This window comes from Salmonella sp. 741265055_HSA (assembly GCF_046569525.1).
Classification (GTDB): domain Bacteria; phylum Pseudomonadota; class Gammaproteobacteria; order Enterobacterales; family Enterobacteriaceae; genus Salmonella; species Salmonella enterica.
In genome coordinates, this window is the sequence record NZ_JBKFSQ010000034.1 from 18,678 (window position 1) to 45,593 (window position 26,916).

Genomic DNA, 26,916 nt, shown 5'->3' on the forward strand with positions numbered 1-26,916 from the left:
GTTTCTCCTCGTGTTGATGACGAGCACTGTAGCACTATAATGGTCTGTTAAAGAGAGCCATATTTTTACAGAAAAAGCAGACCATATGCCGCGCTATCAACACATCGCTCGTCAGTTAAAAACGGCCATTGAGCAAGGGGAACTCGCGCCCGGAACGCGTTTGCCTTCCAGTCGGACGTGGGCGCAGGAACTGGGCGTTTCTCGCGCCACGGTGGAAAATGCCTATGGCGAGCTGGTGGCGCAGGGCTGGTTGGAGCGACGTGGCCAGGCAGGCACGTTTGTGAGCAACGCTCTACGGTTTGAGACGGCGCCGCCGATACCCGCCGTTTTTGCCGGAGAAAGTCCGGAGCCGAAACCCTTTCAGATGGGGTTACCGGCGCTGGATCTCTTTCCGCGCGAGAAGTGGGCGCGAGTGATGGGGCGTCGGTTGCGCACGCAGACGCGCTTCGATCTGGCATTAGGCGACGTCTGCGGCGAGGCGATTTTGCGCCAGGCAATAGTCGATTACCTGCGGGTTTCGCGTAGCATTGAATGCCTGCCGGAACAGGTATTTATTACCTCCGGATATGCGGATTCTATGCGGCTAATCCTGCGTACATTGTCTGTGCCGGGAGACAGCATGTGGGTGGAAGATCCCGGCTTTCCGTTAATTCGCCCGGTGATAACGCAGGAGGGGATTACGCTGGTGCCGATTCCGGTCGATGCCGATGGGCTGAATGTCGCGGCGGGGATGCGGGATTGCCCGCAGGGGCGCTTTGCATTGGTGACGCCCGCCCATCAAAGTCCGTTGGGGGTGGCGCTGTCGCTAACTCGCCGACGGCAACTTCTGGCATGGGCGGCGAATGTGCAGGCCTGGATTATTGAAGATGACTATGACAGCGAATTTCGTTATCACGGTAAACCACTTCCGCCACTCAAGAGTCTGGATGCCCCGCAGCGAGTGATTTACGCCGGAACGTTCAGTAAGTCGCTCTTTCCGGCATTACGTACCGCCTGGCTGGTGGTGCCGATAAAGCAGATTGAGCATTTCCGCCAGCAGGCGTCGCTGATGCCCTGTAGCGTACCGTTGTTATGGCAGCACACGCTGGCTGATTTTATCCGTGATGGCCATTTCTGGCGGCATCTGAAAAAGATGCGTCAACATTATGCTCAGCGACGGTTATGGATTGAAGAGGCGCTGGCAGAACAGGGATTTGTCGTGACATTACAGAAAGGCGGTATTCAATTGGTTATTGAGGTTGAAGGTGATGATAAAGTGCAGGTAGCAAAAGCGAATCAGGCCGGACTGGCGGTACAGGCGCTAAGCCGTTGGCGAGTGGTTTCGTCAGGAAAGGGGGGCATTTTACTGTCGTTTACCAATATTACTTCCGCTGGCATGGCGAAACAGGTCGCATGGCAGCTTCGACAGGCGATACAGTAACCGTTTCGCCGAATGGCGCGACCTGGGCCTGCGGCAATGATGCAGGCCCAATAAAGTATGTCGCCATCCGGCAGGGCACGTCGTTAGCGACGCAGGCTAAGCAGCGCCCCGATAAAAATCCCTACCGCTGCGGCGGTTCCTACGCTACACCAGGGTTTTTCACGCACAAACGTATCCGCGCACCCCATCGCATCACAGGCGGCTTGTTTTACGCGAGTACGACCCTGCATCCGCGCCCGGGTCTCTTTCAGCAACGCCTGTGCTTTACGTCGCGCAGCCTCGGCTTCGTCTTTCGCATCGCTTCCCCAGGATTTAAGGACATCTTCCAGACTGTCGGCTAATCGATTGACATCATTCTGAATATCCTGAACACCATCATCGACGTCGTTTCGGTTCGGTTTGTTAAGCATATGATCCTCCATTGATTTCGATGTAGCTTTCAGTGTAGTTCATATTTTTACCTGCTGAGGCTTGTTACGGCGATATCATGCGTTTCTGGACTTTTCTGAAAGCGTTGATAACGCGCTATCGGGTAAGGTAAGCCCGCAGTAAAAGAGAATGAGGATAAAATATGTATTTACGACCTGACGAAGTGGCGCGGGTACTGGAAAAGGCAGGGTTTACCGTCGATGTGGTGACGAATAAGACGTATGGTTATCGACGCGGCGAGAATTATGTTTATGTTAACCGTGAGGCGCGTATGGGGCGTACCGCGCTGATCATTCACCCCAGATTAAAAGACCGTAGCTCATCACTGGCTGACCCGGCTTCGGATATTAAAACCTGCGATCACTACCAAAATTTTCCGCTCTATTTAGGCGGCGAGACCCACGAACATTACGGTATTCCCCACGGCTTTAGCTCCCGAATAGCGTTAGAACGTTATCTGAATGGGCTTTTTGGCGACGAAAAAAGCGACTAAAAGCGCGACTGGCAATGCCAGTCGCGACGTTAACTTATGCCTTAGCCTGATAATAGCTGCTCACTTTAAACAGGCGACGACAATAATCCAGGAAATAGCCATAAACCGCGCCCATTAACATTGAAACAACAATGTTTGAACTCACGGCGGCCACTATCTGATGCCAGCCGGCGCCGACGGTCAGCAAGATGATAATATAAACGGGTGACTGAAAGGTGACATAAGCCAATACATCCGCCAGGTTTTTGGCCCATCCCGCCGGGCTTGCCTTACGCGCGACGCGCATAATTAGATCGCGGTAAACGCCGTATGGCCATGCAATCAAAATGTTGACAGGTATCGCCACCAGCCTGGAAGAAAGCGACTGCTCAAAGCTCATTCCGGAGAGAAATATCTCGATCAACATGTTCACAACAGAACAGTAAACAACCATCGCAAACGTGTCTGCTACGGCATGACGCAAGCGTGACTGTGGAGAGAACATGTTAATGCTCCTTGTAGTGTATCGATCAGAATGAGGTGATGGTTGGTAGTGAAATCATAAAGCACTTTTGTATTTGTATAGAGTATATCCCTATATAATAACTATCAACTAGTGCAATATTTTTATTTATGGGCTTTTTGTCGATAAAATACTCTGTGATTGTCTGTTTTTTGCCCGCGGCGAGATTTTCGTTGTTGTTAGTCATTAATTACTTTTAAATCAATGTATTATAATGCATTGTTTTTCTGGCTATTTTCAGCCACATTCCAAATGTTGTCAGATGCGATGTATTCTCGGCTAACGGCACGCGCTCTACTTTTCTCAGCATAATTATAGCTATTGCAGGCTGATTTTTAGCATAAAGCTCTGATGATCATTTTTGAATGGTTAATCTATTATTGTGCTGAAATATTCACTTCTGTATAAGGTCAGCCACCGTGAGGGCCACCGTGGTTACTGAGATACGCAATACGCTATATATTCTATGGATTTTGAGTTGCTTAAAGGCGGCAAGGGAGTGAGTCCCCGGGAGCATAGATAACGATGTGACTGGGGTGAACGAGCGTAGCCAACACATAAGCAACTTGAAGTATGAAGGGTATAAACAGCCGAACGGGAAACCTACAGATATACCGTAGGCAGAATAACCTGAAACACACAGGGGGTAATGAATATAACCTTCTGGTTAACAGATTAATATAATTAATCGAGTTATACTGAGTATATCTGTATGAACTTTAGGATCTGGAAATATAATCAATAATCGTATACAATACCGCCTGTAATAGTTTTTTGTTTTCTGCGTTAAAAGGTTTTTATTGATATGAATTTGATGTTACAGAACTTAAATAATATCCGTACGCTGCGCGCTATGGCTCGCGAATTCTCCATTGACGTTCTTGAAGAAATGCTCGAAAAATTCAGGGTTGTCACTAAAGAAAGACGCGAAGAAGAAGAATTGCAGCAACGCCAGCTTGCCGAGAAGCAGGAGAAAATTAATGCCTTTCTGGAGCTGATGAAAGCAGACGGTATTAACCCGGAAGAGTTATTTGCCATGGATTCAGCAATGCCGCGTTCTGCTAAAAAGCGCCAGCCGCGTCCGGCAAAATATCGTTTTACTGATTTCAATGGCGAAGAAAAAACCTGGACCGGACAAGGTCGTACGCCTAAACCGATTGCCCAGGCGCTGGCGGCGGGGAAATCTCTGGATGATTTCTTAATCTAATCACGGATAACCTTTAACAGATGGCGCTGCGTTTCCTGTTTCTATTAACCGGGACTCAGGGAACGTTGCGCCATGCTCATTTTGATAAATCAGCACACGCCAAAATCGCCCTCTTCGCAATAGGGGGTGACATCTGCCGCTTTGAGGATCAATTTTTCGCCCTGCTCATTACCGACCTGTACCGCGACAATATGATCCTCGTTGACTTCAATCACTTTCAGTTTCGGCCCCCCCATTCGGGGCTGTACGATATCGCCTGGTGTGAACATCACGTCCTCCCGTTGAACAATGGTATAAACCCGCCTTCAGTCTACTACACACTTACCGACGCGCGGTGAGTGTACCGCTTAATGAGTACGGGTATTCCAGGGCATTTTTTCCAGTAGTCGCGCCATTCCGCAGAAGCCGGTCATGCCTGCCAGCATTAACCCGGCCCCGACAAAACCGCTAATGAGGAAAAAGCCGCCGTGGACCGTATAGCCCAGAATCACCCCAAGCAATGTCAACCCGCCGGCGGCGATTTGCACCTGACGCATCAGCGGCAGCGGTTGCGATTTGTCTTCTGTGACGGGCAATCCTGCCGCTTTCCATCCGTCGATACCGCCTTCCAGTAAACTGACCTGAGCAGGGGCGGCAATGGCCTGTAGTTTTGCTGCATTGCTGCTGGTTCGTTTACCTGACTGACAGTGAAAAATAATCTGTTCCGCTCGCAGGTTGGCGGGTAAATCGCCCTGTTCAAGCCGGGAGAGCGGCGCCAGTTGCGCATGTGGAATATGCTCGCGCAGATATTCGTCGGCGTCGCGCACATCAATCAATTTTGCGCCTTGCGCTATCAGCGCTTGCGCCTCACGGGGGGAAACTATCCCAATGGACATCGTGCCTCCTTATGGACAATAGAGATTCTTTAACGTGGCGATAATCGTATTAACCGCCTCATTTTTAATGAAATAGTGAATGCGCTGGGCATCGCGTTGACTATCAATCAGCCCTTCTTCCCGCATCCGCGCCAGATGTTGCGACGTCGCGGAGGGGCTTAGCCCGGTAATGCGCGCCAGTTCGCCTGCGCTGGTTTTTGGCGAACCGCAAAGCATACATAAAATCAGTAATCTTTTTGGGTGGCTCATCGCTTTGAGCAGGGCCGCCGCCTGTTCTGCGCTGGCCTGAAGTTGTTCAAGCTCTGTCATAGCTATTTAAGCATTTTCTAAATTTAGTTAATTCTAAAATAAACGTCAACCTAATGCCAGCGTAAAGAGCGTAAAGGAGGGTAAAAGCGCGGTGCGCGACTGGCAGGCTCAGGTAAACTGACTATGCTTAGAGATAAAATCTCTTTTTAAACAAAGACTAATTTTGCTTGTATGGAGTGTATATGGGTTTCTGGAGAATTATATTTACGATTATTTTGCCTCCGCTCGGCGTACTTTTAGGAAAAGGGTTCGGTTGGGCATTTATCCTTAATATCCTGCTGACATTACTCGGATATATTCCGGGGCTTATCCACGCGTTTTGGGTTCAGATGCGTCATTAATTACCGGCCACCGGCGGCGCATAAGCGCCGCTTATCAGGATAACCTCATTCCCTCTGCTACACTTTTCTCTGTGTGTATTTTTGACAAGCGAGGCGAATATGGGACTCTTCAATTTTGTAAAAGATGCAGGTGAAAAACTCTGGGACGCGGTAACCGATAATCATGATAAGGACGATCAGGCGAAAAAAGTCCAGGAACATTTAAATATACCCAAAATAATTCGAGTTGCTTAAAGGCGGCAAGGGAGTGAGTCCCCAGGAGCATAGATAACTATGTGACTGGGGTGAGCGAGCGTAGCCAACACATAAGCAACTTGAAGTATGAAGGGTATAAAACGGGAATACCCGACGCTGACAAAGTGAATGTGCAAATTGCTGATGGAAAAGCGACAGTGACGGGTGATGGGCTGAGTCAGGAGGCAAAAGAAAAAATTCTGGTTGCCGTGGGGAATATCGCCGGGATTAGCAGTGTTGACGATCAGGTTAAAACCACGACGCCGGCGGCTGAAAGTCAGTTTTATACCGTAAAATCAGGCGACACCCTGAGCGCTATTTCAAAGCAAGTGTATGGTAACGCCAATCTGTATAATAAAATCTTCGAGGCAAATAAACCGATGCTGAAAAGCCCGGAAAAAATATATCCGGGACAAGTGTTGCGTATTCCTGAAGAATAATGGCTATCAGGTCGCGCCAGGCTACATTTTTCCTGCCATCGCCTGGCGAATAATGGGAATCGGCGTCAGCAAATGCTGACGCATTAATTCGCTGGCGCGTGCCGCCTCGCGCGCCAGTATCGCTTCGGTTAGCGTGTGATGCTGGATATGTTTATCTTCCAGCATCTCGACGGACAGAACGGTTTCACGTAACCAAATAAAGCGGTAGCGGGCCGCCAGGTCAAATAAGCGTTCACGCATCTGTAGCAGATAGTGGGAGCCGCACCCGGCGACAATGGCGGAATGGAACGCCTGGTGGCGCTGGTCCCATTCATCGAGCATATGTTCGCTAGCATCGCTGGCTTCCAGTTTACTGAGCATATGCGCTCGCGCCAGGATCTCCGCCTCCCACGCATCATCGCCGCGTTCAATCGCCAGGCGTACCAGCATCGCTTCCATATTGGCGCGCGCGTCAAAAATATCGAGGAGTTCCGCCTCTGACATGGATGCCACGCGATAGCCTTTTTGATTCACCACGGTGACCAGCCGTTCCGCCACCAGTTGCGACAGCGCCTCGCGCAGCGGCCCTACGCCGAGCGCATAGCGGGCGGTTAATAAACTCATCCGCAGTTTCTCATCCGGCTGATAAGTGCCGCGAATAATGTCATTTTTAAGCCAGCGATAGCCATCTATGGCCGTCGGTTGGGAAAGGGCGGTCATCTTTTACTCCTGAGAAGCTTCCCGGCTGACGCCGGGAATAACTAACGTAGGTTTTGCAGGGGGGCTTTTTGCCACCTTATCAGTTTTTTCCAGCGAGACATAATGGGTACAGTACCTATTATGCCCAGCCCTAACAGCCCGGTCGAAATGACTTCTAGTTGTTGTGCCGGTCGAAACAGCATCACCACCAGGACAAAGCAGATAAAGCCGATAACCAGCCAGGTGAGCCACGGATAAAGCCACATTTTCAACTTAATTTCTCCGCCCTGCGCCAGCAGAATTTTACGCATCCGCAATTGCGAAATCGCAATCACCAGATAGACCAGCAGCGCGATGGCGCCAGAACTGTCGATAAGAAATTTAAACACTTTTGCCGGGGCGTAATAATTGACGATAACGGTTAAAAAGGCCGCGCCGGTAGAGAGGAGAACCGCCACCCAGGGCGTTTTGCTACGGTTAGTTTTTCCCATTATCGCAGGCGCATCGCCGCGGCGGCTAAGGGAATAGAGCATCCGGGAGGCGGTATATAATGCGGAGTTCAGACAACTGGTCACCGACAACAAAATCACGCAGTCCATAATGAATTTTGCGTGCGGAATATGAAGCAGCTCCAGTACCGAGCGGTACGAACCTACGCTTTTCAGACCCGGCATATTCCACGGGATCAGCGCCACCACCACGAAAATGGAACACAGGTAAAAGATGGAAATTCGCCAGATAACAGAATTGGTGGCGCGTACGATATGTTTATCCGGCGTATCGGATTCCGCGGCAGCAATAGTGACGATTTCCGCGCCCATAAAAGAGAACATGGTGATCAACATGGCGCTTAACACCGCGCCGAAGCCGTTAGGCATAAAACCGCCGTGATCCCAGAGCCGGGAGATACCGCTTACCTCGGCATATGGATAAAAACCGCTAATCGCCGTCGCGCCCAGCGCGATAAACGCCAGAATGGCAATTACTTTACATAGCGCCAGCCAGAATTCGAATTCGCCGTAATTTTTGACGCTCAATAAATTGCTTCCGGTTAAGGCAAGCGTAATCACTAATGAAAATAGCCACACCGGAATACCCGGTATCCATGAATTCAGAATAATGGCGGCAATATTGGCCTCCAGCGGAATAACCAGCACCCAAAACCACCAGTATAACCAGCCGATGGTATACCCGGCCCAGGGGCCGATCGCTTTATCCGCATAGGTGGAAAAAGAACCGGTATCCGGCGTGGCGACGGCCATTTCAGCCAGCATTCGCATAATCATGACGACTAAAAGTCCTGCGAACAGATAGGCCAGCAGTACCGCAGGGCCGGCCTCCGCAATCGCCACGCTGGAGCCGACAAACAGGCTGGCGCCGATGACGCCGGCGATCGATAACATGGTGACGTGGCGTGATTTCAGCCCGCCCCCTAATGCATGTGATTGTGACAATTGCCCCATCCTAAAACCTCTTTATTGTTATTGCGCTCGTTTACCGGATGGCGCCTGGCTTAATTCGGCCTACAATCGAAACGGTTTTTGTAGGCCGGATAAGACAGTTACGTCGCCATCCGACGCTGCTTATTGGACATTACGCTTGTTTCGCCTCATCAAAGCACTGGGCGATAATCTCCAGGCCTTGCCGAATCTGCGAGGCCTCAATAGTGAGTGGAACGAGGATGCGCAAGATGTTGTAGTAAGGACCGCAGGAGAGCAGAATTAATCCTTTATCGCGGGCGCGGGCCACAATGTCGGCGGTCAGAGTCGCGTTCGGTTTGCCGGGGTCGCCATTTTCGAACAACTCAATGGCGATCATGGCGCCCAGTCCGCGCACGTCGCCAATCTCACGGTGCGTTTCCGCTATCTCCATCAGGCCATCGCGCAGCGTGTTGCCAAGCGTATTCGCCTTTTGCAGTAGATTTTCCTGCTCGAAAATGTCCAGTACCGCCAGCGCGGCGGCGCAGGCAATCGGGTTTCCGGCATAGGTGCCGCCCAGACCGCCCGGCGCGATAGCGTCCATCACGTCTGCCCGACCGGTAACGCCTGCCAGCGGAAAGCCGCCGGCGATCGATTTCGCAAACGTGGTAATATCTGCCGCAACGCCCATCTGTTCCATGGCGAACAGCGTACCGGTCCGGCCCGCGCCGCTTTGCACTTCGTCGGCAATCAACATAATGCCGTGTTGGTCGCATAGCGCGCGCAGTCGCTGCATAAACGCGGGAGAGGCGGCGTAAAATCCGCCTTCGCCCTGTACCGGCTCAATAATAATGGCGGCGATATCTTCCGGCGCGGCATCATTTTTAAAGATGCGTTCAATGCTGGCGATGGCGTCGTCGTCGCTGATGTTGTGTAGCGGGCAAGGATAAAGCGCGCGGTAGACATGGCCTGGCATCAATCCCATACCAGCAGAGTACGGGTGTACTTTCCCGGTCAGAGAGAGCGTGTAGTGGGTACGACCGTGGTAAGCGCCGCTAAACGCGATAGCGCCGCTGCGTTTTGTCGCCGCGCGGGCGATTTTCACCGCGTTTTCAACCGCTTCTGAACCGGTCGTGACCAGCAACGTTTTTTTGGCGAAATCGCCTGGTACCTTCTGGTTCATGCGTTCGCACAACGCCAGATACGGTTCATAGGCCAGCACCTGAAAACAGGTATGCGACAATTTCTTCAGCTGCGCTTCCACCGCTGAAACAATGCCCGGATGTAAATGACCGGTGTTCAGGACGGCAATGCCGCCCGCGAAATCGAGATACTCACGGCCTTCGACATCCCAGACCCGACAATTTTCCGCCCGCTCGGCGAAAATCGGGTGAATCTGGCCCACGCCGCGAGGAACGGCGTTATGACGGCGCTGCATTAAAGCGTGATTGGTATTCATTAGCGACTCTCCTGTTAAAGGCCGATGCACATATATTTGATTTCTAAATAATCTTCGATGCCGTATTTGGAACCTTCACGGCCTAATCCGGAGGCCTTAATACCGCCGAAAGGCGCGACTTCGTTGGAGATAATGCCGGTATTAATACCGACGATGCCGTATTCCAGCGCTTCGCCGACGCGGAAAACGCGGCTTAAATCGCGTGCATAAAAATAGGCTGCCAGGCCGAACTCGGTATCGTTAGCCTGCCTGATGACATCCGCCTCGCCGCTGAAGCGGAACAGAGGCGCGAGCGGCCCGAATGTCTCTTCTTTGGCGACTTTCGCGTTATCAGGAACATCCGCCAGAATGGTCGGTTGAAAGAAGTTGCCGCCCAATTTGTGCGCTTCACCACCCGTAATGACGCGGGCGCCTTTTTCCAGCGCATCGGCGATATGCTCCTGGACTTTCGCCACGGCTTTTTCATCAATCAGCGGCCCGATAGCAACGTCGGCTTGCAGGCCGTCGCCGACCGCGAGCTTATTTACCGCCTGGTTGAGTTTTTCCGCAAAACGATCGTAAACGCCGTCCTGTACATACAATCTATTGGCGCAGACACAGGTCTGCCCGGCGTTGCGAAACTTCGAAGCCAGCGCGCCTTCGACGGCTTTATCCAGATCGGCATCGTCAAAGACGATAAACGGCGCATTGCCGCCCAACTCCAGCGACACTTTTTTAATGTCTTTGGCGCATTGTTCCATTAGCTGGCGGCCAATCTCCGTCGAGCCGGTAAACGACAGTTTGCGTACCAGCGGGTTGCTGGTCAGCTCGCCGCCGATATCGCCTGCCGAACCGGTAACGACGTTAAATACGCCTGCGGGAATTCCGGCGCGCCGGGCCAGTTCCGCCAGCGCTAGCGCGGAAAACGGCGTCTGGCTGGCGGGTTTGAGTACCATTGTGCAGCCTGCGGCCAGCGCGGGGCCGGCTTTACGGGTGATCATTGCCGAGGGAAAGTTCCACGGGGTAATCGCGGCGGTGACGCCGATGGGCTGCTTAATCACCAGCAGCCGTTTATCGGCCTGATGACCTGGAATCGTGTCGCCATAGATACGTTTCCCCTCTTCGGCGAACCATTCAATAAACGAGGCGGCGTAGCTAATTTCGCCTTTCGCTTCCGCCAGCGGTTTGCCCTGTTCCAGCGTCATCAGACGCGCCAAATCGTCCTGATTTTCCATCATCAGATTGAACCAGCGACGCAGGATATTGGCTCGCTCTTTGGCGGTGAGCGCGCGCCAGGCGGGCAGGGCGCGATTGGCGGCATTGATGGCGTCGCGAGTCTCTTCCGCCCCCATTTTGGGCACATTGCCGATCGGTTTCCCGTTGGCGGGGTTGCTCACGGGGATGACATCGCCGCCGCGCGCGTCGCGCCAGTCGCCATCGATAAAGGCCTGCTGGCGGAACAGGGTAGAGTCGTTAAGTTGCATAATTGCTTCCTGTCTGAAGGGTTAACGGGTAAATGCGGCGTGTAATGCGTCCACGCTGCGTGCCGCACGCAGCGCACGTCCGGGGTTGCTCTGGCTTGCGCGTAGCGCCTGAACTTTGCTGACGATATGCGCGCCGATAGGTATCGCGGATGTCGCCGCCGGGGAGGGGGCGTTACAGGTGTGAATGGAACGCGGCGTCGTGACAAACAGAAAATCATCAATCAGTTTGCCGTCCGGCGAAACCGCCTGCGCCCGCACGCCTGCCGGCCAGGGCTGGAGATCGTTGACGGTCAGGCTGGGGCAATACTTTTGTACTCGCCGCAAATAGCCGCTTTTGCACAGCGAGTTTTTCATCTCGCCCAGTCCGGAAAGCAGATGGTTTTGCAGTACGCGGCGAATGCCGGCGGAGCGGAAAATCTCCAGGGTGTCGGTGAAGGAAACGTCGCGCTTACGGTAGCCTTCGCGTTTAAGCGCCAGCACCGCATTCGGCCCGACCGTAACGCTGCCGTCGATCATGCGGGTAAGATGGACGCCGAGAAACGGCATTGCCGGATCGGGGATCGGGTAGATCAAATGGTTAACGATCCGGTTGTGTCGCGGGGCCAGACGAAAGTACTCGCCGCGGAAAGGGCAGATAATAAAACCGGGCTCCACGCCCAGCATTTTGACCAGCCGATCCGCCATCAGTCCTGCACAGCCGATAAGCGTAGCGGTTTCGATTTCCCGACCTTGCGAGGTGCGAATGACAACGCCAGCGGCATGTTCTGTTAGCGCGCTGACCTCGGCATGGTAGATGATCTCGCCGCCTTTGGCCTGAAAGCGGTTCGCCATGGCCGTCGCGACATCGCGATAGCTGACAATCCCGCTGGAAGGGACAAAAATCCCGCCCAGGCCAATGATATTGGGTTCGCGTTCACGCAGCTCCGCCGCGCTTAACCACTCGCGCTCTAAGCCGTTGGCCGCCGTCCGCTCCCATAGCGCGCGCATCCGCGCCATTTCCAGCTCCGAGGTGGCGACCAACATTTTGCCGCAGGTGTCGTAGCGGATGTTGTTTTGATCGCAAAAGGTTTTGGTCGCCTGATTGCCTGCCAGACAAAACTGCGCTTTGAGGCTGCCGGGCGTGTAGTACACCCCGGCATGGATCACGCCGCTGTTATGCCCGGTCTGGTGGCAAGCTGGCGCGGACTCTTTTTCCAGCAACGCGATGCGCGCATCCGGGTAGACATCAATAAGTTGCATGGCGGTCGACATGCCGATAATGCCGCCGCCGATAATCACAAAATCATACATCCGCGTAATTCCTTCGCCGTGGCGCTTATTGGTGAGTTTGATAATGGCTGACGGCGTAGGCGAAGTAACCGCGCTGGCGCATCAGTTCGCGACGCAAGTCAGGATGCGGCGTAAAACGATCGCGTCCATGTAGCCAGAACAGATTGTTAATCAGCAGGAATTTGCCGACCGGTACCGGTACGGAGAGGATGTTTTGACTGGTTTCCAGCGCGTCTGAAAGCTCGCTGAGCCAGACGCCTTCTTCAAAGTCTTTTGGCTGGACGAACTGGTCGATATAACGCATGACCGGGCGGCCTTGTTGGTCGACATCAAACACCGGGTGCCAGACGTCATGGCTAACATTCTTGCTTGGCGGCGCCGCCCAGCGCATGACGCGACGCGCCAGCGGATGGGTAAAAAACGACTCCAGATGTTCCCAGTCATCAAGGTGCAGCAGCAGCGAATTACCGCCTTCCATATTTTGTTCGTCGATTTTCATCATCAGCACGTAGTCGGTCACCTCCTCAACATAGGTGCCGTCATTGTGCAGTTCCATTACGCGGTGGGGCTGGCGCAGATAACTGTCGGAGTTGTCGACGTTTTTGACCACGAAACGCGCGTAATACTGGCCGCTCATCGCATCGTAGTTGGAGCGACCAATAAGATGCGCCACCGCCGTCGCCAGTTTGACCATCTCTTCTGCCTGTGCGACATCATCGATCCCTTCGGCGCTGATCAACAGCGCGCCTTGTGCACGGTTGAGGAGCGTTTTGATCAACAGCGGTTGTAGCTGATTGCCGCACAGATCGTCGAGGATCTTGCCGATTTTAAAACGTAAGAAAGATTTGTATTCCAGCGCCTGCACCGGCCACTGCGCAACCTGATGGAGAAATTGTCTTGTGGTATCCGCCGTAAACGTTAACGCCAGCAGGCGCGGCGACTGCGCCGAAGGGGCAAGGGTGAAACCAGTATGGCGTTGGGCTAAATCATCTGTGTTCGCTTTTACGGCAGTCAGTGCATTCATCAGAATCATTCCTCTCGATAGGTGGTCAGGGAGACATGGCGATGCTCATTTCGTAGCCATAAATTAAAAATATCGACATTTTCCAGGAACGCGTATGAAATAACCGCTTTTGTTTAATTATTGTGATCAAAAACAACAAATATTTAACAATATGAAAAGTGAGGTTAACGGCGCCACGAGCCTGACAACGGCAAGAAGGGGTATAAAATTAACAAGTTATGGGAGAGGGATGCTGGCGGGGTTGCCCGGCCTGGCACATGAGCGCGTAGGCCGGACAAGTACAACGTATTTCAGTAGTCAATTAACCGGCGTCAACCTGCGGTTTACGGCTGTGTTTACGGATCAGACGTAACACTGGCGGTACGACAATGACCATGATCGCCATGATCAGCAGGGCTTTGGCAACGCCGCTTTGCCACAAAATCGCCATATTGCCGTTACTGATGGAGAGTGCGCGACGCAGGTTCTGCTCCAGCATTTCCCCCAGTACGAACCCCAGGATCAGCGGCGACATGGGGAAGTGCATTTTACGTAAAATGTACCCTAACACGCCAAGCGCGACCATCAGCACCAGATCGAAGGTGGTGCTGTGTACCGCATACACCCCTACCGCCGATACGGCAGCGATGGCGGGTACCAGGAACCACAGCGGAATGGTGAGCATACGGGTGAACAGACCGATCAACGGGATATTCATGATCAGCAGCATCACGTTCGCAATCAGCAGCGCAGCGATGAGTCCCCAGACGATATCCGGCTGTTCGGTGAACATCGCCGGGCCTGGCGTGATGTTGTACAGCGTCAGCGCCCCCATCATCACTGCCGTAGTACCGGAACCGGGAACGCCCAGCGTCAGCATCGGGATGAAGGAGCCGCAGGCTGAGGCGTTGTTTGCCGCCTCCGGCGCCGCGACGCCGCGAATATCCCCTTTGCCGAAGCTATCGCTGTTGCCGCTGAGTTTTTTCTCGGTCATATAGGTAATGGCGCTGGCGATGGTCGCCCCGGCGCCGGGCAATACGCCGACAAAAAAGCCGATTACCGAAGAACGCAGGGTGGTGCCGATACACTGCGCGCCTTCTTTCAGGTTGAACAACATTCGACCCGTTTTGCGGACCATTGTTTGCCCGCTGCTGGTATGTTCCAGCATTAAAAGTATTTCTGATACCGAGAACAGGCCGATCACCACGACGATAAACTGTACGCCGTCGGAAAGATGAACGCTGTCAAAGGTAAAGCGATAAACCCCGGTGTTGGCGTCCACGCCGACGGTCGCCAGGCCAAGACCGATCAGCGCTGCCAGAAATGATTTAAGCGGGTTTTGTGCCATCATGCTGCCAAGACAGGCGATAGCAAAAACCATTAAGGCGAAATATTCCGCCGGGCCAAAGGCCAGCGACCATTGCGCCAGTAAAGGGGCGAACAGAATGATGCCGCCGATAGCGATTAATGAACCGAAAAATGAGCTGACTGCGGAAATCGACAGCGCCACGCCGCCTTTCCCTTGCTGCGCCATCGGGTAACCGTCCAGCGCCGTCATGATCGCCGCCGCATCGCCTGGGACGTTGAGCAATATGGAGGAGATCCTGCCGCCATACTCACAGCCAATGTACACCGTCGCCAGCAGAATTAGCGCCGACTCCGCAGGCAGATGCAACGCAAAGGCCAGCGGCAGTAAGATTGCCACGCCGTTGATCGGTCCCAGACCCGGCAGCAGACCGACGATCGTGCCCACGAAGCAGCCAATCAACGCGATAACCAGGTTTTCCGGCGTCATCGCCACCGCAAAGCCCTGAGAAAGATATATCCAGGTATCCATCGTTGCTCCGTTAACTCAGCCAGGCGCCGAGAGGTAAGGTGACATCAAGCAGCCGGTCAAAGGCATACCACAGCAGAATGCCCAATACCGCGCCGGAGATACCCGCCGCCGGAATCGTGGCGCCGAACAGCATCCCGATAACCATGGTGAGAAGCGCGGTGGCGATGGGAAAACCCAGCCATTCGAATCCCCAGGCATACATCAACAGGATGATGATCATGGTAATTAGCTTTTGCAGAACATGGCGGCGCGGCCAGCTAACCGTGTCGGGATGGCGTAATAACAGCGCCAGCGCGCAGAGCGCCATCAGGCCGATAATCCCCAGCGGAAAAGGGCGGGGGCCGACGGGTTCATAGCTGTATTCGCTTTGGATCTGCCAGGCGATGAATAGCCCGGCGATACAGAGCAACAGCCAGATACCCGCAAAGATACGATCGCTCATCATTGCCTCCGCGATTATTTCGCGAGTCCGAAGGCTTTCGCCTGTTCACGGTAATCAGTAACCTGTTTTTTCACGTAGTCATCGAGCTGCTGGCCGGTCATGTCGAACTCAAACAGGCCGCGCAGATCGCGCTGCTTTTTAAACTCGTCGGTTTGCTGGAGCTTCTTGAAGGTATCCACCCACCACTGGTAATCGGCATCGCTGACTTTGGGGCCGACGTAGAAGCCGCGAATAATCGGCCACACCAGGTCGTAGCCCTGTTCTTTAGCGGTAGGGACATTGGCAAGCTGGCCCGGCAGACGATTTTCTGAAAAGACGGCAAGCACGCGGATTTTGTCGCCGCCCAGATAAGGCACCATTTCACTGAGATCGCCGGAGACAACCTGAACATGGTTGCCCATTAATGCCGTCACCGGCTCGCCGCCGCCCTCAAAGGCAACGTAGCGCATCTTGTGCGGGTCGACGTTCGCCTTTTGCGCCAGCAACGCCGACTTCATCCAGTCCTGGCTGCCAATAGAGGCGCCAGCGCCAATGACCACGCTGTTGGGATCTTTTTCCATCGCCGTCATCAGATCTTTCAGCGTTTTCCACGGGGAATCCGCACGCACGGCGATCATGCCGTAATCAGTGCCCACGCTGGCCAGCCAGCGCACATCATCCACGCCGTAGCGACCAAATTTCCCCTGCGACAGGTTGAGCAGCGAACCGCCGGAAAAGGCGACCACTGTCCCGGGTTCGCCAGGGCGTTGGGCGACTATCGCGTTATAGGCCACAGCGCCGACGCCGCCGGGCATATACGTTACCCGCATGGGTTTCTCGATAGCGCCAGTCTCCAGCAAACTCACCTGAATCAGCTTACAGGTGAGGTCGAAACCGCCGCCAGGTTTGGCTGGCGCGATACATTCCGTTCGCGACGGCGCCTCCTGCGCCAGAACAGAGGTACTCATTAATAAAATGCTTGCAGTAAGGGTACGAAGTAATTGTTTTTTCATTTTTTATCCTCACGCCGGACGTCCGGATTTTTCAGGTTCGGAAGAAGATTTTTGTGATTATGTGAGCCGACATGTAGCAGTTCGGTTGCGTGATTGTTAAAACAATAACCTTTCAATTCCCTTTCAATGCGGCAGAAACTTTACAGGATGTGATATGCGTCTCTTATTGGCGGAAGATAACCGTGAGCTGGCTCACTGGCTGGAGAAAGCGCTGGTGCAAAACGGCTTTGCCGTGGACTGCGTATTTGACGGCCTGGCGGCTGACCATCTTCTGCACAGTGAAATGTACGCGCTGGCGGTGCTGGATATCAATATGCCGGGAATGGATGGGCTGGAGGTGGTGCAACGGCTGCGTAAACGCGGTCAGACCTTGCCCGTTTTGCTGCTCACGGCGCGAAGCGCGGTGGCGGATCGCGTAAAAGGTCTCAACGTCGGTGCCGATGACTATCTGCCGAAACCCTTTGAACTGGAGGAGCTGGATGCCCGTTTACGGGCCTTGCTCCGACGCAGCGCTGGGCAGGTTCATGAAGTTCAGCAACTGGGGGAATTGATCTTTCATGATGAAGGGTATTTTCTGTTACAGGGACAGCCGTTAGCGCTGACGCCGCGTGAGCAGGCGCTCTTAACCGTATTGATGTACCGACGAACGCGGCCGGTTTCGCGTCAGCAGCTTTTTGAACAGGTGTTCAGCCTGAACGATGAGGTAAGTCCTGAAAGCATCGAACTTTATATTCATCGACTGCGTAAAAAACTCCAGGGAAGCGATGTACGAATTACGACGCTGCGCGGCCTGGGTTATGTGCTGGAGCGCGGCGATGAAGTGGGTTAAGCCGCAATCGTTGTACCTGCAACTCTTGCTATTCCTGGGGTTGCCGCTGATTCTGCTATGGGGGCTGTCGGCGTTTAACAGTTATGTCAATGCGCTACAGGCCGCCACGCAGGCTTATGATCGTACGTTGCTCTCCTCGGCGCGAACGGTATCGGAACGGCTGGTGGTGCGCAATAACCATCTGGAAGTTAACGTGCCCTGGGTGGTGCTGGATAGCTTCGAGCTTAATATGAATGATCGACTCTATTACAAAGTCGTAGACCCTTCCGGAAAGGTCATTTCCGGTTATGACGATCTGCCCGCCATGCCGCCTGCTACGCCCCGTACCCGGCTTTATCCGGCGCTGGCGTGGTTCTATCATACCGAGTATCGCGGCGAGGCGATCCGCGTGGCGCGTTTGCTACAGCCGGTCAACGAAGGCGGCATTATCGGCATGGCGGAGATTTATGTCGCAGAGACGCTGCAGTCCCGTCGTTATCTGGCGGGCCAACTGCTGTTCTCCTCCTGGATCTCACAGGGTCTGCTGGTGTTGCTGACCCTGGTGCTGGTTGGCTGGTTATTACGCCGGATCCTGCGGCCTATGCGGCAACTTTCGTCATTAATGATACGCCGCGAACCGGGTTTGTTAACGCCGCTGCCGGAACTGCTGCCGTGGTCGGAAACACGCTTGTTAATCGTGGCGTTTAATCGCTACATTGACAGGCTCCGCGGCATCCTCTCCCGGCAGGAACGCTTTAGCGCCGATGCTTCTCACCAGTTAAAAACGCCGCTGGCGGTGTTAAAAACGCAGGCGGCGGTGGCGTTAGCCAGCCAGCACCCTCATCACTGGTACGAAAGTCTGCAGGCGATGAGCGTAACGCTGAATAGCACCATTCAGCTCACGGAAAGATTGTTGCAACTTTCTGCGGTAAAGCATAAAGAGCAGGGCGAGCGGCGTTTTTCCCCGGTGAATCTGTACGATATCGTACAGAGCGGCTGCTTTACCCGCCTGGCGCAGGCGCGGAGTAAACATATCGACCTGGGCTACGAAGGCGAACAGGAAGCGATGTGGATCGAGGGGGATGAGGTACTGCTTAGCGAGCTGTGCGGAAACTTGTTGGATAATGCGCTGAAATACACGCCGGAGCAAGGCATCGTCACCGCGCGGCTTGAACGGGATGGCGATGCCGTGACGCTGGTTGTCGAAGATAGCGGCCCCGGCATTGATGATGAACACATCCATCTGGCGCTACAGCCGTTCCACCGGCTCGATAACGTAGGAAATGTGGCCGGGGCGGGCATTGGTCTGGCTTTGGTCAATGATATCGCACGCCTGCACCGTACTCATCCCCATTTTTCCCGTAGCGAAGCGTTGGGAGGGTTATACGTTCGGATACGCTTTTTAAGCCTTGTTCCGCAGTAATGCGCACAAATGTGTCAGCGGTAAAGCACGTTTACAAAAAGTCGCATCTTGAGGTGTGACGTTTTAATCAAATGATCATACATTCCCCCTACAAACCGTAGCGTTAATTAAAAATATAGTGGGTGCAGGGGCATGAATAATCATACTAAACGACGGGGAATAGCATTAACCGTCTTTCTTGTCGGGGTTAACCTCCTGGCCTGGATTTGGGCGTTCTGTGTTTTTCATCACCATGCAGTCATGCTAAGTGCAGCCATACTGGCGTATAGCTTTGGGCTGCGTCATGCGGTTGATGCCGATCATATCGCAGCCATCGATACCGTCACCCGTAAACTGATGCAGCAGGGTAAAACGCCTTTAGGCGTGGGGGCGTTTTTTTCATTGGGTCATTCGACCATTGTCGTTCTGGCATGTCTGGCGATTGTTGTGACGTCGATGGCATTTCGCGATCGTATTGATGTTTTGCATCAATATGGTTCGTTGATTGGTACGGCTGTTTCCGCTTTTTTTCTGCTGGCGATGGCCCTGCTTAACCTGTTTATTTTGTTCAACGTCTGGCGGCAATTTCGCTCGGTTACCCGCGGCGAGTCAGTGAGGGCGCATGACGAGGCGATACCTGGCGGGCTGATGACGCGTATATTTCAGCGTACGTTTCGTTTGGTCACTTCCAGTTGGCATATGTATTTTGTCGGTTTTCTGTTTGGTCTGGGATTTGATACCGCAACCGAGGTTGGGTTGCTGGGCATTTCCGCTTCAGCAGCCAACCAGGGGCTATCTCTCTGGTCGATGATGATTTTTCCTGTGCTGTTTACCGCCGGGATGGCGCTGGTGGATTCCCTGGATAACTTTGTCATGGTCGGCGCTTACGGTTGGGCTTTCTCGCATCCATTACGTAAGCTTTATTATAATATGACCATTACCGCCGCATCCGTCATTGTCGCGCTGGCGATTGGCGGGCTTGAGGCGCTGGGGTTGATTGATGATGCGTTACAGTTAAGCGGAACATTTTGGCAGACCGTAAGCACGCTTAACGATCATATGGGGAATGTGGGCTTCTGGGTAGTGGGCGCTTTTGTGCTATTCTGGCTGCTCTCGTTGTTGAATTATCGCTGGCGCGGCTATGATAAAATCACCCTCAATACCTGATTGATTTCTGTAAAAATAGCATTTCGGCAGTGGTGTCGCATCATTGCCGAAGAATTTTATCTCCTGAGAGTATATTCTTCCCGGTAAGTGCGTTATTTTTCATGCTTGCCTTTCGTTATCAATTTAAGCAATCCGATATAACATACAATACCAAAAATAATAATAACAGTTGTATACCCAAGAATCAGCCAGTCTGCATGTGTCATAATATAATCCAGTTATCAGGTATCCCGTGTTAAGGCGATCTTTAAGCCTGTTGTCAGCAAGAACCACTGTACCCGTTCAGTGCTGTTGGCAATAACGCATTGTTTATGCACAAGAGCGTTGTTACAAATAACGTATACATTGAGCATAGACCTCACCCACATTTTTGTAATGCCATAAAACAAGGCTACACCTTTAATCTACTGACGGTATGCCAGGGCAGAAGAGATAAAATGGTGGTTGTCATCATCATCTGTTCCTGACGCCAGGTTAATGACACACACATATGAAAATGTATAACCGCTGCACGCTTTTTAGCACGTTATCTGTAACATACTGTGTTAATCAATTCCGTAAAACCGAGTGTAGTGTAAGTGAATTTCGAGTAATTGTCATTATGATTATATGGTGGTTAACTTATTTTTCAAATTATGATTAAACTTTCGTTTTTTATCAGTTCATCAGGACTTATGAAAAATCTGGACGTAAAAAACATATTTACGTCCAGGCTTTCTTTTTAGCAAATCGATTTTCCGGTAAAATAGGGGTTCGACCACATGCGCTTATATTCCCATTCAGGCCTTAGTATGCCGATGGAAAAAAGTAATTTTTTTTGTCTTTCCTGGCAGTAATGTCTGGCGCGGTTAATATTTAGCCACATTAGTATGCTGCCGGGACTGAGTGGCCTGAACTCATTTTTAATTGCACCATTAGATACGTCAAAGTAGACGTTCATCTGGCTTTCAGATTTCAGTACGATATCAAATGCACAGGGTATCCCTTCAATATAAAGAATATGCCCAAACAGAAGGTGATGCAGTTGACTAAAAAAGTTGGCAAGGTTATCAGCGGGATAGCAGGATGAAGTATTGCCGAAACGAGACCGAAATAACTCGATAAAAATATGAGTCAGTTCATCAGAAGAACAATCAGCAACGCTTTTTACACTTCCGCCTTTTTTAAGAAACCGCTGATATTCATTACGGCGTGTTTTTTCAAACTTAGAAGAGAACGTTTCTTTGACCAGACAATTTTGTTTTTTTCTGGTGAGTTTCCATATGGCATTGCGTATTTGTGGCTGATGTAACGCCGAAAGCCGGTTAGTACGATCGGGTAAGAAGCAGCGTAAATCTGGTGCCATCGGAATAAGTATCTCATCTGAAGATAGCGGGAAGGTTCTGCGCGTCAGGATGCCAATATTCTGATCATTACAGATAAAGTAGGCGCCTTTAATCTTATCATCTTCTTTATAGTGGAAGAATTTAAAATGCCAGTTATGGCGCTTCATGAAATAATCCACAATATCTGGGTGCATATTGATACTACCGCCGTATTGCGTAAACACCTCCCGGTATAGGGAAAAGGAAGACGGTTGCCAGCGGGTTAATATACGCTTAACTTCTTGTATTTTCACCAAAACTCCTGACTTAGCTTACTGAAAATTCTATTTTGTATTATTTTTTCGCTCAACCAAATAAAAAAGTGAAAAATGTTTAGCTTGTATTTAATGGTTAACATGCTAATCGATGACGTTATGGTGAAGGGAATAAGATTAAGATGTTGATCATAGCATGAGTGAAAGCGACGGTTTAATGCCGCGCTTTTCACTCGCAAGCCATTCTGTATTTAACCATCCAGTAGCGATACAGATTTCAAAGAGCTCCGCTGAACGGTAGCAGGATCTGCACATCCGCGTATGAAATAGTTCTATCGGGAGAGGCTGTTAACCTCTTGTATTATTGTATCCAGAATATGATAGCGTTTCCGATACTCTGCGCGTTTTTTGCTGGGGATACTTTCAGGCGCTTTACGCATCACCTGTGATGGCAGATGATATAAGGCACCTTTCTTAACGCCGTTTAGCGACTCCCAGAATTCACTATAGCTGGCCACAAAAGTTTTTTTCTTCTGGAATAAGTACCGGAGTTGACGATAAACATGGTTGTTTTCACTTACCGCATAAATCTCGTCGACATTACAGGCCTGCATCAATGTCGCAAATGCTTCATACAGCATCCGTTTAGGAAAGAGACCGTAACAATCTTTGGTGGCGTTACGTATGACTTGTGGGCCGACATGTTTACTGGGCCCTTGTAACCCGGCAACCAGCGCTATTTGCTTCCCTTCATGGCGGATAAAGGAAAATGATAAACGTGCCAACGGCGTATCATTGAAGCACAGCGTTAATGTCAGTTCACCTTCTCTGTCATAGCCACAGGGACCGCAGTAGATATCTACCAGAGCACCGTTTTTTCCTTCCAGGTGAGCGAGTAAGATTTGTTCCTCGGACAGGAGGATCTTTTTAATTTTATTTTCCGGAAAGGACTGAACGAACTGGTAGTGTTCCAGAATAGCCCTTGCCCGGCAACGCATGCTAAGTCCGGTATACAAATAGGGCCGCTGGATTTTTGCCGGCAACAGTGGACGATGAATGATCAGCGTTCTGGGCTGAGACAGATGGCATAATTCATTGAAGTATTTAATTGTCGTTACGGGGTTAATAAGGCAACGTAATACAAATTTATAGCGAAACTTACGCTCTCCCCAGCGTTTATGGCGATAAGGCGTCTGCGCCATGACTTCTTTTAACATTAATAATGGATTATATCTTTCCATATCACTTGGCTGCATCGTCATACTACGTCCCTACTACTCGATAGACTTATAACCGAGACGGTAGCCTGATTGAGTTAAACGTAAAGGCAACGAAGAGGGCCTGTATAGACGATGTTGTTAAACGGTTTATCAATGGAAGCAATAAAACGCCTGAACACGCTTTTTAATAGGTTTTCTGCTAATGAATGGGATGAGTCCTGAACGTAGTATTAAAACGAATGCCGTGTTTATTATTTTAAATAATGTTTATACTCTAAATAATTCGAGTTGCAGGAAGGCGGCAAGCGAGCGAATCCCCAGGAGCTTACTAAAGTAAGTGACTGGGGTGAGGGAACGCAGCCGCAGCACATGCAACTTGAAGTATGACGAGTATAAGCCAATATATTTATTTGGCTGGTATGGTGTAAGTCAGACAACATGGATGGAGAATGTTTCCCCAGAAAGGACGTAGTGTTAATCAGACAGCAAAGCATCGTGATGCGTGATTATGTAACCAGGCGCAAAAGGGGGATTCACCTTATCGCTAAATGCAAATCTATATGATAAATTTTATCATGTACTGTGTTACTCTCTCGGAGAGAGCTTGTCCGTAATTCTGTGTAACTGCCACTGTATTAAAGTTGATCGCTCAGGCGGTCACCGAACTCGATAATAAAACGACTCATCGCCAGCCGCCAGTTCTGGATCGGCATACTCCATTTTTTTGACGCATCCTTGATTGCCAGATAAATAACCTTCCGCACCGAGTCGTCCGTTGGGAACACTTTGCGTTTCTTAATCGCGGCACGGATCACGCTGTTCAGCGATTCTATGGCATTCGTGGTGTAGATGGCCTTGCGGGTAGCCGAAGAATGTGTTCAGTTTTTCCCAGTGCGTACGCCAGCTTTTGCTGATTTGCGGATACTTATTATCCCACGCGTCTGCGAACGCATCCAGCGCCATCAGCGCCGCCTCTTCGGTCGGAGCCTGATAAACTGCTTTTAGCCCACCGGTGACGGCTTTGTAGTCCTTCCAGGACACGTATTTCAGGCTGTTACGCACCATATGGATGATGCACAGCTGGATGTGAGTCTGCGGGTAGACGCTGTTTATCGCATCCGGGAAGCCCTTCAGACCGTCCACACAGGCAATCAGAATGTCCTGAAGGCCACGGTTTTTCAGCTCCGTCAGTACGCTTAGCCAGAACTTTGCGCCTTCATTTTCGGCCAGCCACATACCTGGTAATTCTTTCTGGCCTTCGGTGTTGATACCCAGCGCCAGGAAGACGGCTTTGTTGATTACGCTGCCATTCTGACGGACTTTGACGACAATGCAGTCCATATAAACAATGGGATACAGCGTATCCAGCTGTCGGTTTTGCCACTCAGTGACCTGCTCTTTTACGGCGTCGGTGACTTTAGATATCAGCGTGGGCGATACATCCGCGTCGTACATTTCTTTGAACGTGGCGACGATTTCGCGCGTGGTCATACCTTTGGCGTACAGAGATAAAATCTGGCTGTCCATCTGCGTAATACGCGTCTGGTTCTTCTTAATCAACTGAGGTTCAAAGGTATTTTCACGATCACGCGGCGTGTTCAGCTCAATCTCGCCGTCATCGCACAACACCGTTTTTGACGAGTAGCCATTGCGGGTGTTAGAGCCTTTTTTGGGCGCATTTTTCTCGTGTCCGAGGTGGTCAGTCAGCTCAGCATTGAGTGCTGTTTCGACAGTAAGCTTCGTCAGCATCCGGGAAAACTGGTTAAGATCGGCTTCGGTTTTAAGGCCCTTAGCCAGTACAGCAGCCAGTGCTTTGAGTTTATTTTCGTCCATAATTTGCCTGTCTCCGGTGTTGGAGTGAACATATCAAAAACAGACAATTACATAATTTAAATTACAGTCTCTTTTTATGCTGCGGACTCTCGTGGTTATGTTAATTAGTTTTTTTTAAAAATAATAAATTCATTTTAGAGATATAATTATCTATTTCCTCTGGTAAGTAACTTAAAATTGTTCCCATCTCCCTTGCGACAACAAGCTCTGATTTTATTGTTTTCAATTCATTAGACTCATCACTCATATCATACATTAATTCTCTTTTTTTATTGTATAATTCAATAAATCGGTTTGCATATTGTTCACCCTGCGCACAATCTTTTCTGTATACTACTATTATATATAAAAAATTATTGCCCTCTTTGGGGAAGATTTTACATCCAATATTTGGTAGTTCAAGCAATGAATGCAACACCGGTGAATAAAGACTATCTACTGAAAACTGTCCCATTGGACGTTTCCCTGTAATAACAGTTAACCAACTTCCTTCAGCGGTGTTGGCTTCATCCCTGGAGATGGTTTTAAAATTAACGTGAGAGTCTGAATACATACGTTGCATATAATGAGTGAGTTCTGCCTTTTTATTAATGTATCCATTAATTTTAAATACAGACTGTTCTCTGGTTATACCTGAAATATATTTCTGATCATAAATATTAGGTTTTTCCATGAAAAAATAATGAGTTACATCAGGATAAGTTTTCATTATTATATCTATTGTATTAATCCGATCCGAAAACGAAATCTTTTGATTGCTAATGCTGGGTATTTTCATTTACAATTCCATTTTTATTTAGATGCTACAATGATATCGTATGTTCTCTATTTAAACATCAGTCCGTCAAGAATTATATGCTAACCAAGGCGTATCCCTTAACAGTCGCCTTAAAGATCTTGATAGAACTCAGTTTAAGCATAGATTAAAATTAGCACGTAGCTGTTGTATCATGTTATCCCTGTGATTTGTCTACAGAATTTACATAAAGTATCAATTTTAACAATAAAATATTTGTTTCATTGCTCACTAGTAGGATATGTATGTATCCATCGGTTAATGCTTAATTTAGCATCTTTTAGCTGACAGCGATTGCAACGCTAAAAAACATGTGCTAATAATCATCATGTAAAATATGTAATGAAGTAAGCATGGAGCATTTAATTGTTATGATTCCACCATTAAATAGATATGTTCCCGCGCTTTCAAAAAATGAATTGGTTAAAACTGTTACCAACAGGGACATTCAGTTTACAAGTTTTAATGGAAAAGATTATCCCTTGTGCCTTTTAGATGAGAAAACCCCTCTTCTTTTCTTTTCCAGTGGTTTGAGCGGAATCCAGTTTTCTCTACTACAGCCAACTTTAAAATCGCAGTGCTGTTCAGAACGGAGATATACGGCATTCCTTGTGAAATATGGGAGTAAGAAGAGCTTAAATAATTTAATTGGCTATTAAATAACAATTCCCATTGATTGATAATAAATGGAGGCATAGTATATGTCGGGAACGATTTCATTTTCACCTCGTAGCATTTATTTTCATATAACAACGGTCGCATATAATACTTCTCAAAGCAGCGACGCTCAGTTTGGATGAAAAAGCTATTTTGTTGGCAGCAAAGAGATTTGATAATGTTCCGGGAATGCTTATAGCGTCAAATAATGGGCATTCCGAGGCTGTTCTTGCTCACGGAAAACTGCTTAAAAACTCATATCTGACTGCGGATAAAACAGCAGAATTACTTGCGGCAAAAAATAATGATGGAGTATCTGCTTTACTTATAGCACTTCAGAACGGACATGATGAGGTCATCAGAGTTTACGGTTGAGGAAATCGCAGAACATTTATCTGAAGCACAGAAAGTCTATTTTCTTGATGTTGTTAATGAGTGTCAAAGATTACCTTGTAGTTATACACGCCGCAGCTTATAAAGCGGGGCTTCGGGCAGTGGACCGTTGCATCACAGCAGAAGCATATTAAACAATTCAACTCTCATAACAGCCTTCGCTTTTTTAGGAATCGCAAATGACTATTCATGACAATCTTAGAGCCTATCCCATTAGGGCTATTTTACTTGCCATTTTGGACCTGGGCAG

Annotated in this window: 27 protein-coding genes and 3 pseudogenes; 11 read left to right on the forward strand and 19 right to left on the reverse strand. The window is 50.3% G+C overall.

Features of this window, described 5'->3' with window-relative positions; all coding sequences use genetic code 11:
* The first annotated feature begins 85 nt into the window (after window positions 1-85).
* On the forward strand, window positions 86-1,420 hold the full coding sequence (locus tag ACLD4K_RS17285) for a PLP-dependent aminotransferase family protein (protein ID WP_411012219.1): 1,335 nt from the start codon (window positions 86-88) through the stop codon (window positions 1,418-1,420).
* An 83-nt stretch (window positions 1,421-1,503) separates the two neighbouring features.
* On the opposite strand, the gene ACLD4K_RS17290 is transcribed toward ACLD4K_RS17285, so the two are convergent.
* The gene (locus tag ACLD4K_RS17290) at window positions 1,504-1,830 is read right to left on the reverse strand and encodes a DUF883 domain-containing protein (RefSeq protein ID WP_001519557.1); all 327 of its coding nucleotides are present in this window, start codon (window positions 1,828-1,830) and stop codon (window positions 1,504-1,506) included.
* 161 nt (window positions 1,831-1,991) lie between these two features.
* Here ACLD4K_RS17290 and ACLD4K_RS17295 point away from each other — a divergent pair, with 161 nt between their 5' ends.
* A complete protein-coding gene (locus ACLD4K_RS17295; RefSeq protein ID WP_000281304.1) occupies window positions 1,992-2,342 on the forward strand; it encodes a DUF2002 family protein in 351 nt (116 codons plus the stop codon).
* A gap of 34 nt (window positions 2,343-2,376) precedes the next feature.
* Here ACLD4K_RS17295 and alaE read toward each other — a convergent pair whose 3' ends face one another.
* Window positions 2,377-2,826: an L-alanine exporter AlaE gene (alaE, locus tag ACLD4K_RS17300; protein ID WP_411012220.1), complete on the reverse strand. Its 450-nt coding sequence runs from the start codon at window positions 2,824-2,826 to the stop codon at window positions 2,377-2,379.
* A gap of 823 nt (window positions 2,827-3,649) precedes the next feature.
* On the opposite strand from alaE, the gene stpA reads away from it, so the two are divergent.
* Window positions 3,650-4,051, forward strand: a complete 402-nt coding sequence (stpA, locus tag ACLD4K_RS17305) for a DNA-binding protein StpA (protein WP_001051100.1) — start codon at window positions 3,650-3,652, stop codon at window positions 4,049-4,051.
* An 89-nt stretch (window positions 4,052-4,140) separates the two neighbouring features.
* On the opposite strand, the gene ACLD4K_RS17310 is transcribed toward stpA, so the two are convergent.
* The 3 genes from ACLD4K_RS17310 to ACLD4K_RS17320 all read right to left on the reverse strand — a co-directional run bounded on the left by ACLD4K_RS17310 (window position 4,141) and on the right by ACLD4K_RS17320 (window position 5,235).
* Window positions 4,141-4,320, reverse strand: a complete 180-nt coding sequence (locus ACLD4K_RS17310; RefSeq protein WP_000494943.1) for a hypothetical protein — start codon at window positions 4,318-4,320, stop codon at window positions 4,141-4,143.
* 78 nt (window positions 4,321-4,398) lie between these two features.
* On the reverse strand, window positions 4,399-4,926 hold the full coding sequence (locus ACLD4K_RS17315; protein ID WP_000022011.1) for a rhodanese family protein: 528 nt from the start codon (window positions 4,924-4,926) through the stop codon (window positions 4,399-4,401).
* 9 nt (window positions 4,927-4,935) lie between these two features.
* Complete coding sequence (locus ACLD4K_RS17320; protein WP_000137432.1) at window positions 4,936-5,235, reverse strand: ArsR/SmtB family transcription factor; 300 nt, start codon at window positions 5,233-5,235, stop codon at window positions 4,936-4,938.
* A 182-nt stretch (window positions 5,236-5,417) separates the two neighbouring features.
* Between ACLD4K_RS17320 and ACLD4K_RS17325 the strand changes: the two genes are divergently transcribed.
* The 3 genes and pseudogenes from ACLD4K_RS17325 (at window position 5,418) to lysM (ending at window position 6,250) form a co-directional block, all read left to right on the forward strand.
* Window positions 5,418-5,576: a YqaE/Pmp3 family membrane protein gene (locus ACLD4K_RS17325; RefSeq protein WP_411012221.1), complete on the forward strand. Its 159-nt coding sequence runs from the start codon at window positions 5,418-5,420 to the stop codon at window positions 5,574-5,576.
* A gap of 99 nt (window positions 5,577-5,675) precedes the next feature.
* Window positions 5,676-5,783: pseudogene (locus ACLD4K_RS17330) on the forward strand (peptidoglycan-binding protein LysM); the annotation flags it as partial.
* Window positions 5,784-5,860: 77 nt separating this feature from the next.
* Window positions 5,861-6,250 carry a peptidoglycan-binding protein LysM gene (gene lysM, locus ACLD4K_RS17335; protein WP_411012228.1) on the forward strand — a complete coding sequence of 130 codons (390 nt, stop codon included), beginning with the start codon at window positions 5,861-5,863 and terminating at the stop codon, window positions 6,248-6,250.
* A gap of 21 nt (window positions 6,251-6,271) precedes the next feature.
* On the opposite strand, the gene csiR is transcribed toward lysM, so the two are convergent.
* From csiR to ACLD4K_RS17380, 9 genes are all read right to left on the reverse strand, one after another.
* Window positions 6,272-6,949 (reverse strand): DNA-binding transcriptional regulator CsiR, encoded by a 678-nt coding sequence (gene csiR / locus ACLD4K_RS17340; RefSeq protein ID WP_000126152.1) that lies wholly within the window; start codon window positions 6,947-6,949, stop codon window positions 6,272-6,274.
* A gap of 41 nt (window positions 6,950-6,990) precedes the next feature.
* A complete protein-coding gene (gene gabP / locus ACLD4K_RS17345; protein ID WP_411012222.1) occupies window positions 6,991-8,391 on the reverse strand; it encodes a GABA permease in 1,401 nt (466 codons plus the stop codon).
* 130 nt (window positions 8,392-8,521) lie between these two features.
* Window positions 8,522-9,805, reverse strand: a complete 1,284-nt coding sequence (gene gabT / locus ACLD4K_RS17350) for a 4-aminobutyrate--2-oxoglutarate transaminase (RefSeq protein WP_411012223.1) — start codon at window positions 9,803-9,805, stop codon at window positions 8,522-8,524.
* 14 nt (window positions 9,806-9,819) lie between these two features.
* The gene (gene gabD, locus ACLD4K_RS17355; protein WP_411012224.1) at window positions 9,820-11,268 is read right to left on the reverse strand and encodes an NADP-dependent succinate-semialdehyde dehydrogenase; all 1,449 of its coding nucleotides are present in this window, start codon (window positions 11,266-11,268) and stop codon (window positions 9,820-9,822) included.
* A 21-nt stretch (window positions 11,269-11,289) separates the two neighbouring features.
* The gene (gene lhgO, locus ACLD4K_RS17360; protein ID WP_023136556.1) at window positions 11,290-12,558 is read right to left on the reverse strand and encodes an L-2-hydroxyglutarate oxidase; all 1,269 of its coding nucleotides are present in this window, start codon (window positions 12,556-12,558) and stop codon (window positions 11,290-11,292) included.
* A 25-nt stretch (window positions 12,559-12,583) separates the two neighbouring features.
* Window positions 12,584-13,561 carry a glutarate dioxygenase GlaH gene (gene glaH, locus ACLD4K_RS17365; RefSeq protein WP_411012225.1) on the reverse strand — a complete coding sequence of 326 codons (978 nt, stop codon included), beginning with the start codon at window positions 13,559-13,561 and terminating at the stop codon, window positions 12,584-12,586.
* A 301-nt stretch (window positions 13,562-13,862) separates the two neighbouring features.
* Window positions 13,863-15,377 (reverse strand): tripartite tricarboxylate transporter permease, encoded by a 1,515-nt coding sequence (locus ACLD4K_RS17370; RefSeq protein ID WP_000382034.1) that lies wholly within the window; start codon window positions 15,375-15,377, stop codon window positions 13,863-13,865.
* 10 nt (window positions 15,378-15,387) lie between these two features.
* Window positions 15,388-15,822, reverse strand: a complete 435-nt coding sequence (locus tag ACLD4K_RS17375) for a tripartite tricarboxylate transporter TctB family protein (RefSeq protein WP_001574835.1) — start codon at window positions 15,820-15,822, stop codon at window positions 15,388-15,390.
* 11 nt (window positions 15,823-15,833) lie between these two features.
* Window positions 15,834-16,811, reverse strand: coding sequence for a Bug family tripartite tricarboxylate transporter substrate binding protein (locus ACLD4K_RS17380; protein WP_000744416.1), 978 nt, complete (start codon window positions 16,809-16,811; stop codon window positions 15,834-15,836).
* 154 nt (window positions 16,812-16,965) lie between these two features.
* On the opposite strand from ACLD4K_RS17380, the gene tctD reads away from it, so the two are divergent.
* The 3 genes from tctD to ACLD4K_RS17395 all read left to right on the forward strand — a co-directional run bounded on the left by tctD (window position 16,966) and on the right by ACLD4K_RS17395 (window position 20,188).
* Window positions 16,966-17,640, forward strand: coding sequence for a transcriptional regulator TctD (gene tctD, locus ACLD4K_RS17385; protein ID WP_001237934.1), 675 nt, complete (start codon window positions 16,966-16,968; stop codon window positions 17,638-17,640).
* A complete protein-coding gene (locus ACLD4K_RS17390) occupies window positions 17,627-19,042 on the forward strand; it encodes a sensor histidine kinase (RefSeq protein ID WP_411012229.1) in 1,416 nt (471 codons plus the stop codon). The genes tctD and ACLD4K_RS17390 overlap by 14 nt, the downstream gene beginning before the upstream one ends.
* A 132-nt stretch (window positions 19,043-19,174) precedes the next feature.
* Window positions 19,175-20,188, forward strand: coding sequence for a HoxN/HupN/NixA family nickel/cobalt transporter (locus ACLD4K_RS17395; protein ID WP_076727043.1), 1,014 nt, complete (start codon window positions 19,175-19,177; stop codon window positions 20,186-20,188).
* Window positions 20,189-20,909: 721 nt separating this feature from the next.
* Here the strand turns inward: ACLD4K_RS17395 and ACLD4K_RS17400 are convergent.
* From ACLD4K_RS17400 to ACLD4K_RS17420, 5 genes and pseudogenes are all read right to left on the reverse strand, one after another.
* Window positions 20,910-21,806 (reverse strand): antimicrobial resistance protein Mig-14, encoded by an 897-nt coding sequence (locus ACLD4K_RS17400; RefSeq protein WP_411012226.1) that lies wholly within the window; start codon window positions 21,804-21,806, stop codon window positions 20,910-20,912.
* Window positions 21,807-22,099: 293 nt separating this feature from the next.
* On the reverse strand, window positions 22,100-23,029 hold the full coding sequence (locus tag ACLD4K_RS17405; protein WP_000178730.1) for a VirK family antimicrobial peptide resistance protein: 930 nt from the start codon (window positions 23,027-23,029) through the stop codon (window positions 22,100-22,102).
* A 593-nt stretch (window positions 23,030-23,622) separates the two neighbouring features.
* On the reverse strand, window positions 23,623-23,751 hold the full coding sequence (locus ACLD4K_RS17410) for a hypothetical protein (RefSeq protein WP_411012230.1): 129 nt from the start codon (window positions 23,749-23,751) through the stop codon (window positions 23,623-23,625).
* A 9-nt stretch (window positions 23,752-23,760) separates the two neighbouring features.
* Window positions 23,761-24,820: pseudogene (locus ACLD4K_RS17415) on the reverse strand (IS256 family transposase); the annotation flags it as partial.
* A 100-nt stretch (window positions 24,821-24,920) separates the two neighbouring features.
* Window positions 24,921-25,598, reverse strand: coding sequence for an NleE/OspZ family T3SS effector cysteine methyltransferase (locus ACLD4K_RS17420; protein ID WP_411012227.1), 678 nt, complete (start codon window positions 25,596-25,598; stop codon window positions 24,921-24,923).
* Between the two features lie 371 nt (window positions 25,599-25,969).
* Here ACLD4K_RS17420 and ACLD4K_RS17425 point away from each other — a divergent pair.
* Window positions 25,970-26,160, forward strand: a pseudogene (locus ACLD4K_RS17425) (non-LEE encoded effector protein NleB); the annotation flags it as partial.
* A 248-nt stretch (window positions 26,161-26,408) separates the two neighbouring features.
* On the forward strand, window positions 26,409-26,648 hold the full coding sequence (locus tag ACLD4K_RS17430) for a hypothetical protein (RefSeq protein ID WP_183058741.1): 240 nt from the start codon (window positions 26,409-26,411) through the stop codon (window positions 26,646-26,648).
* The last annotated feature ends 268 nt before the right edge of the window (window positions 26,649-26,916 follow it).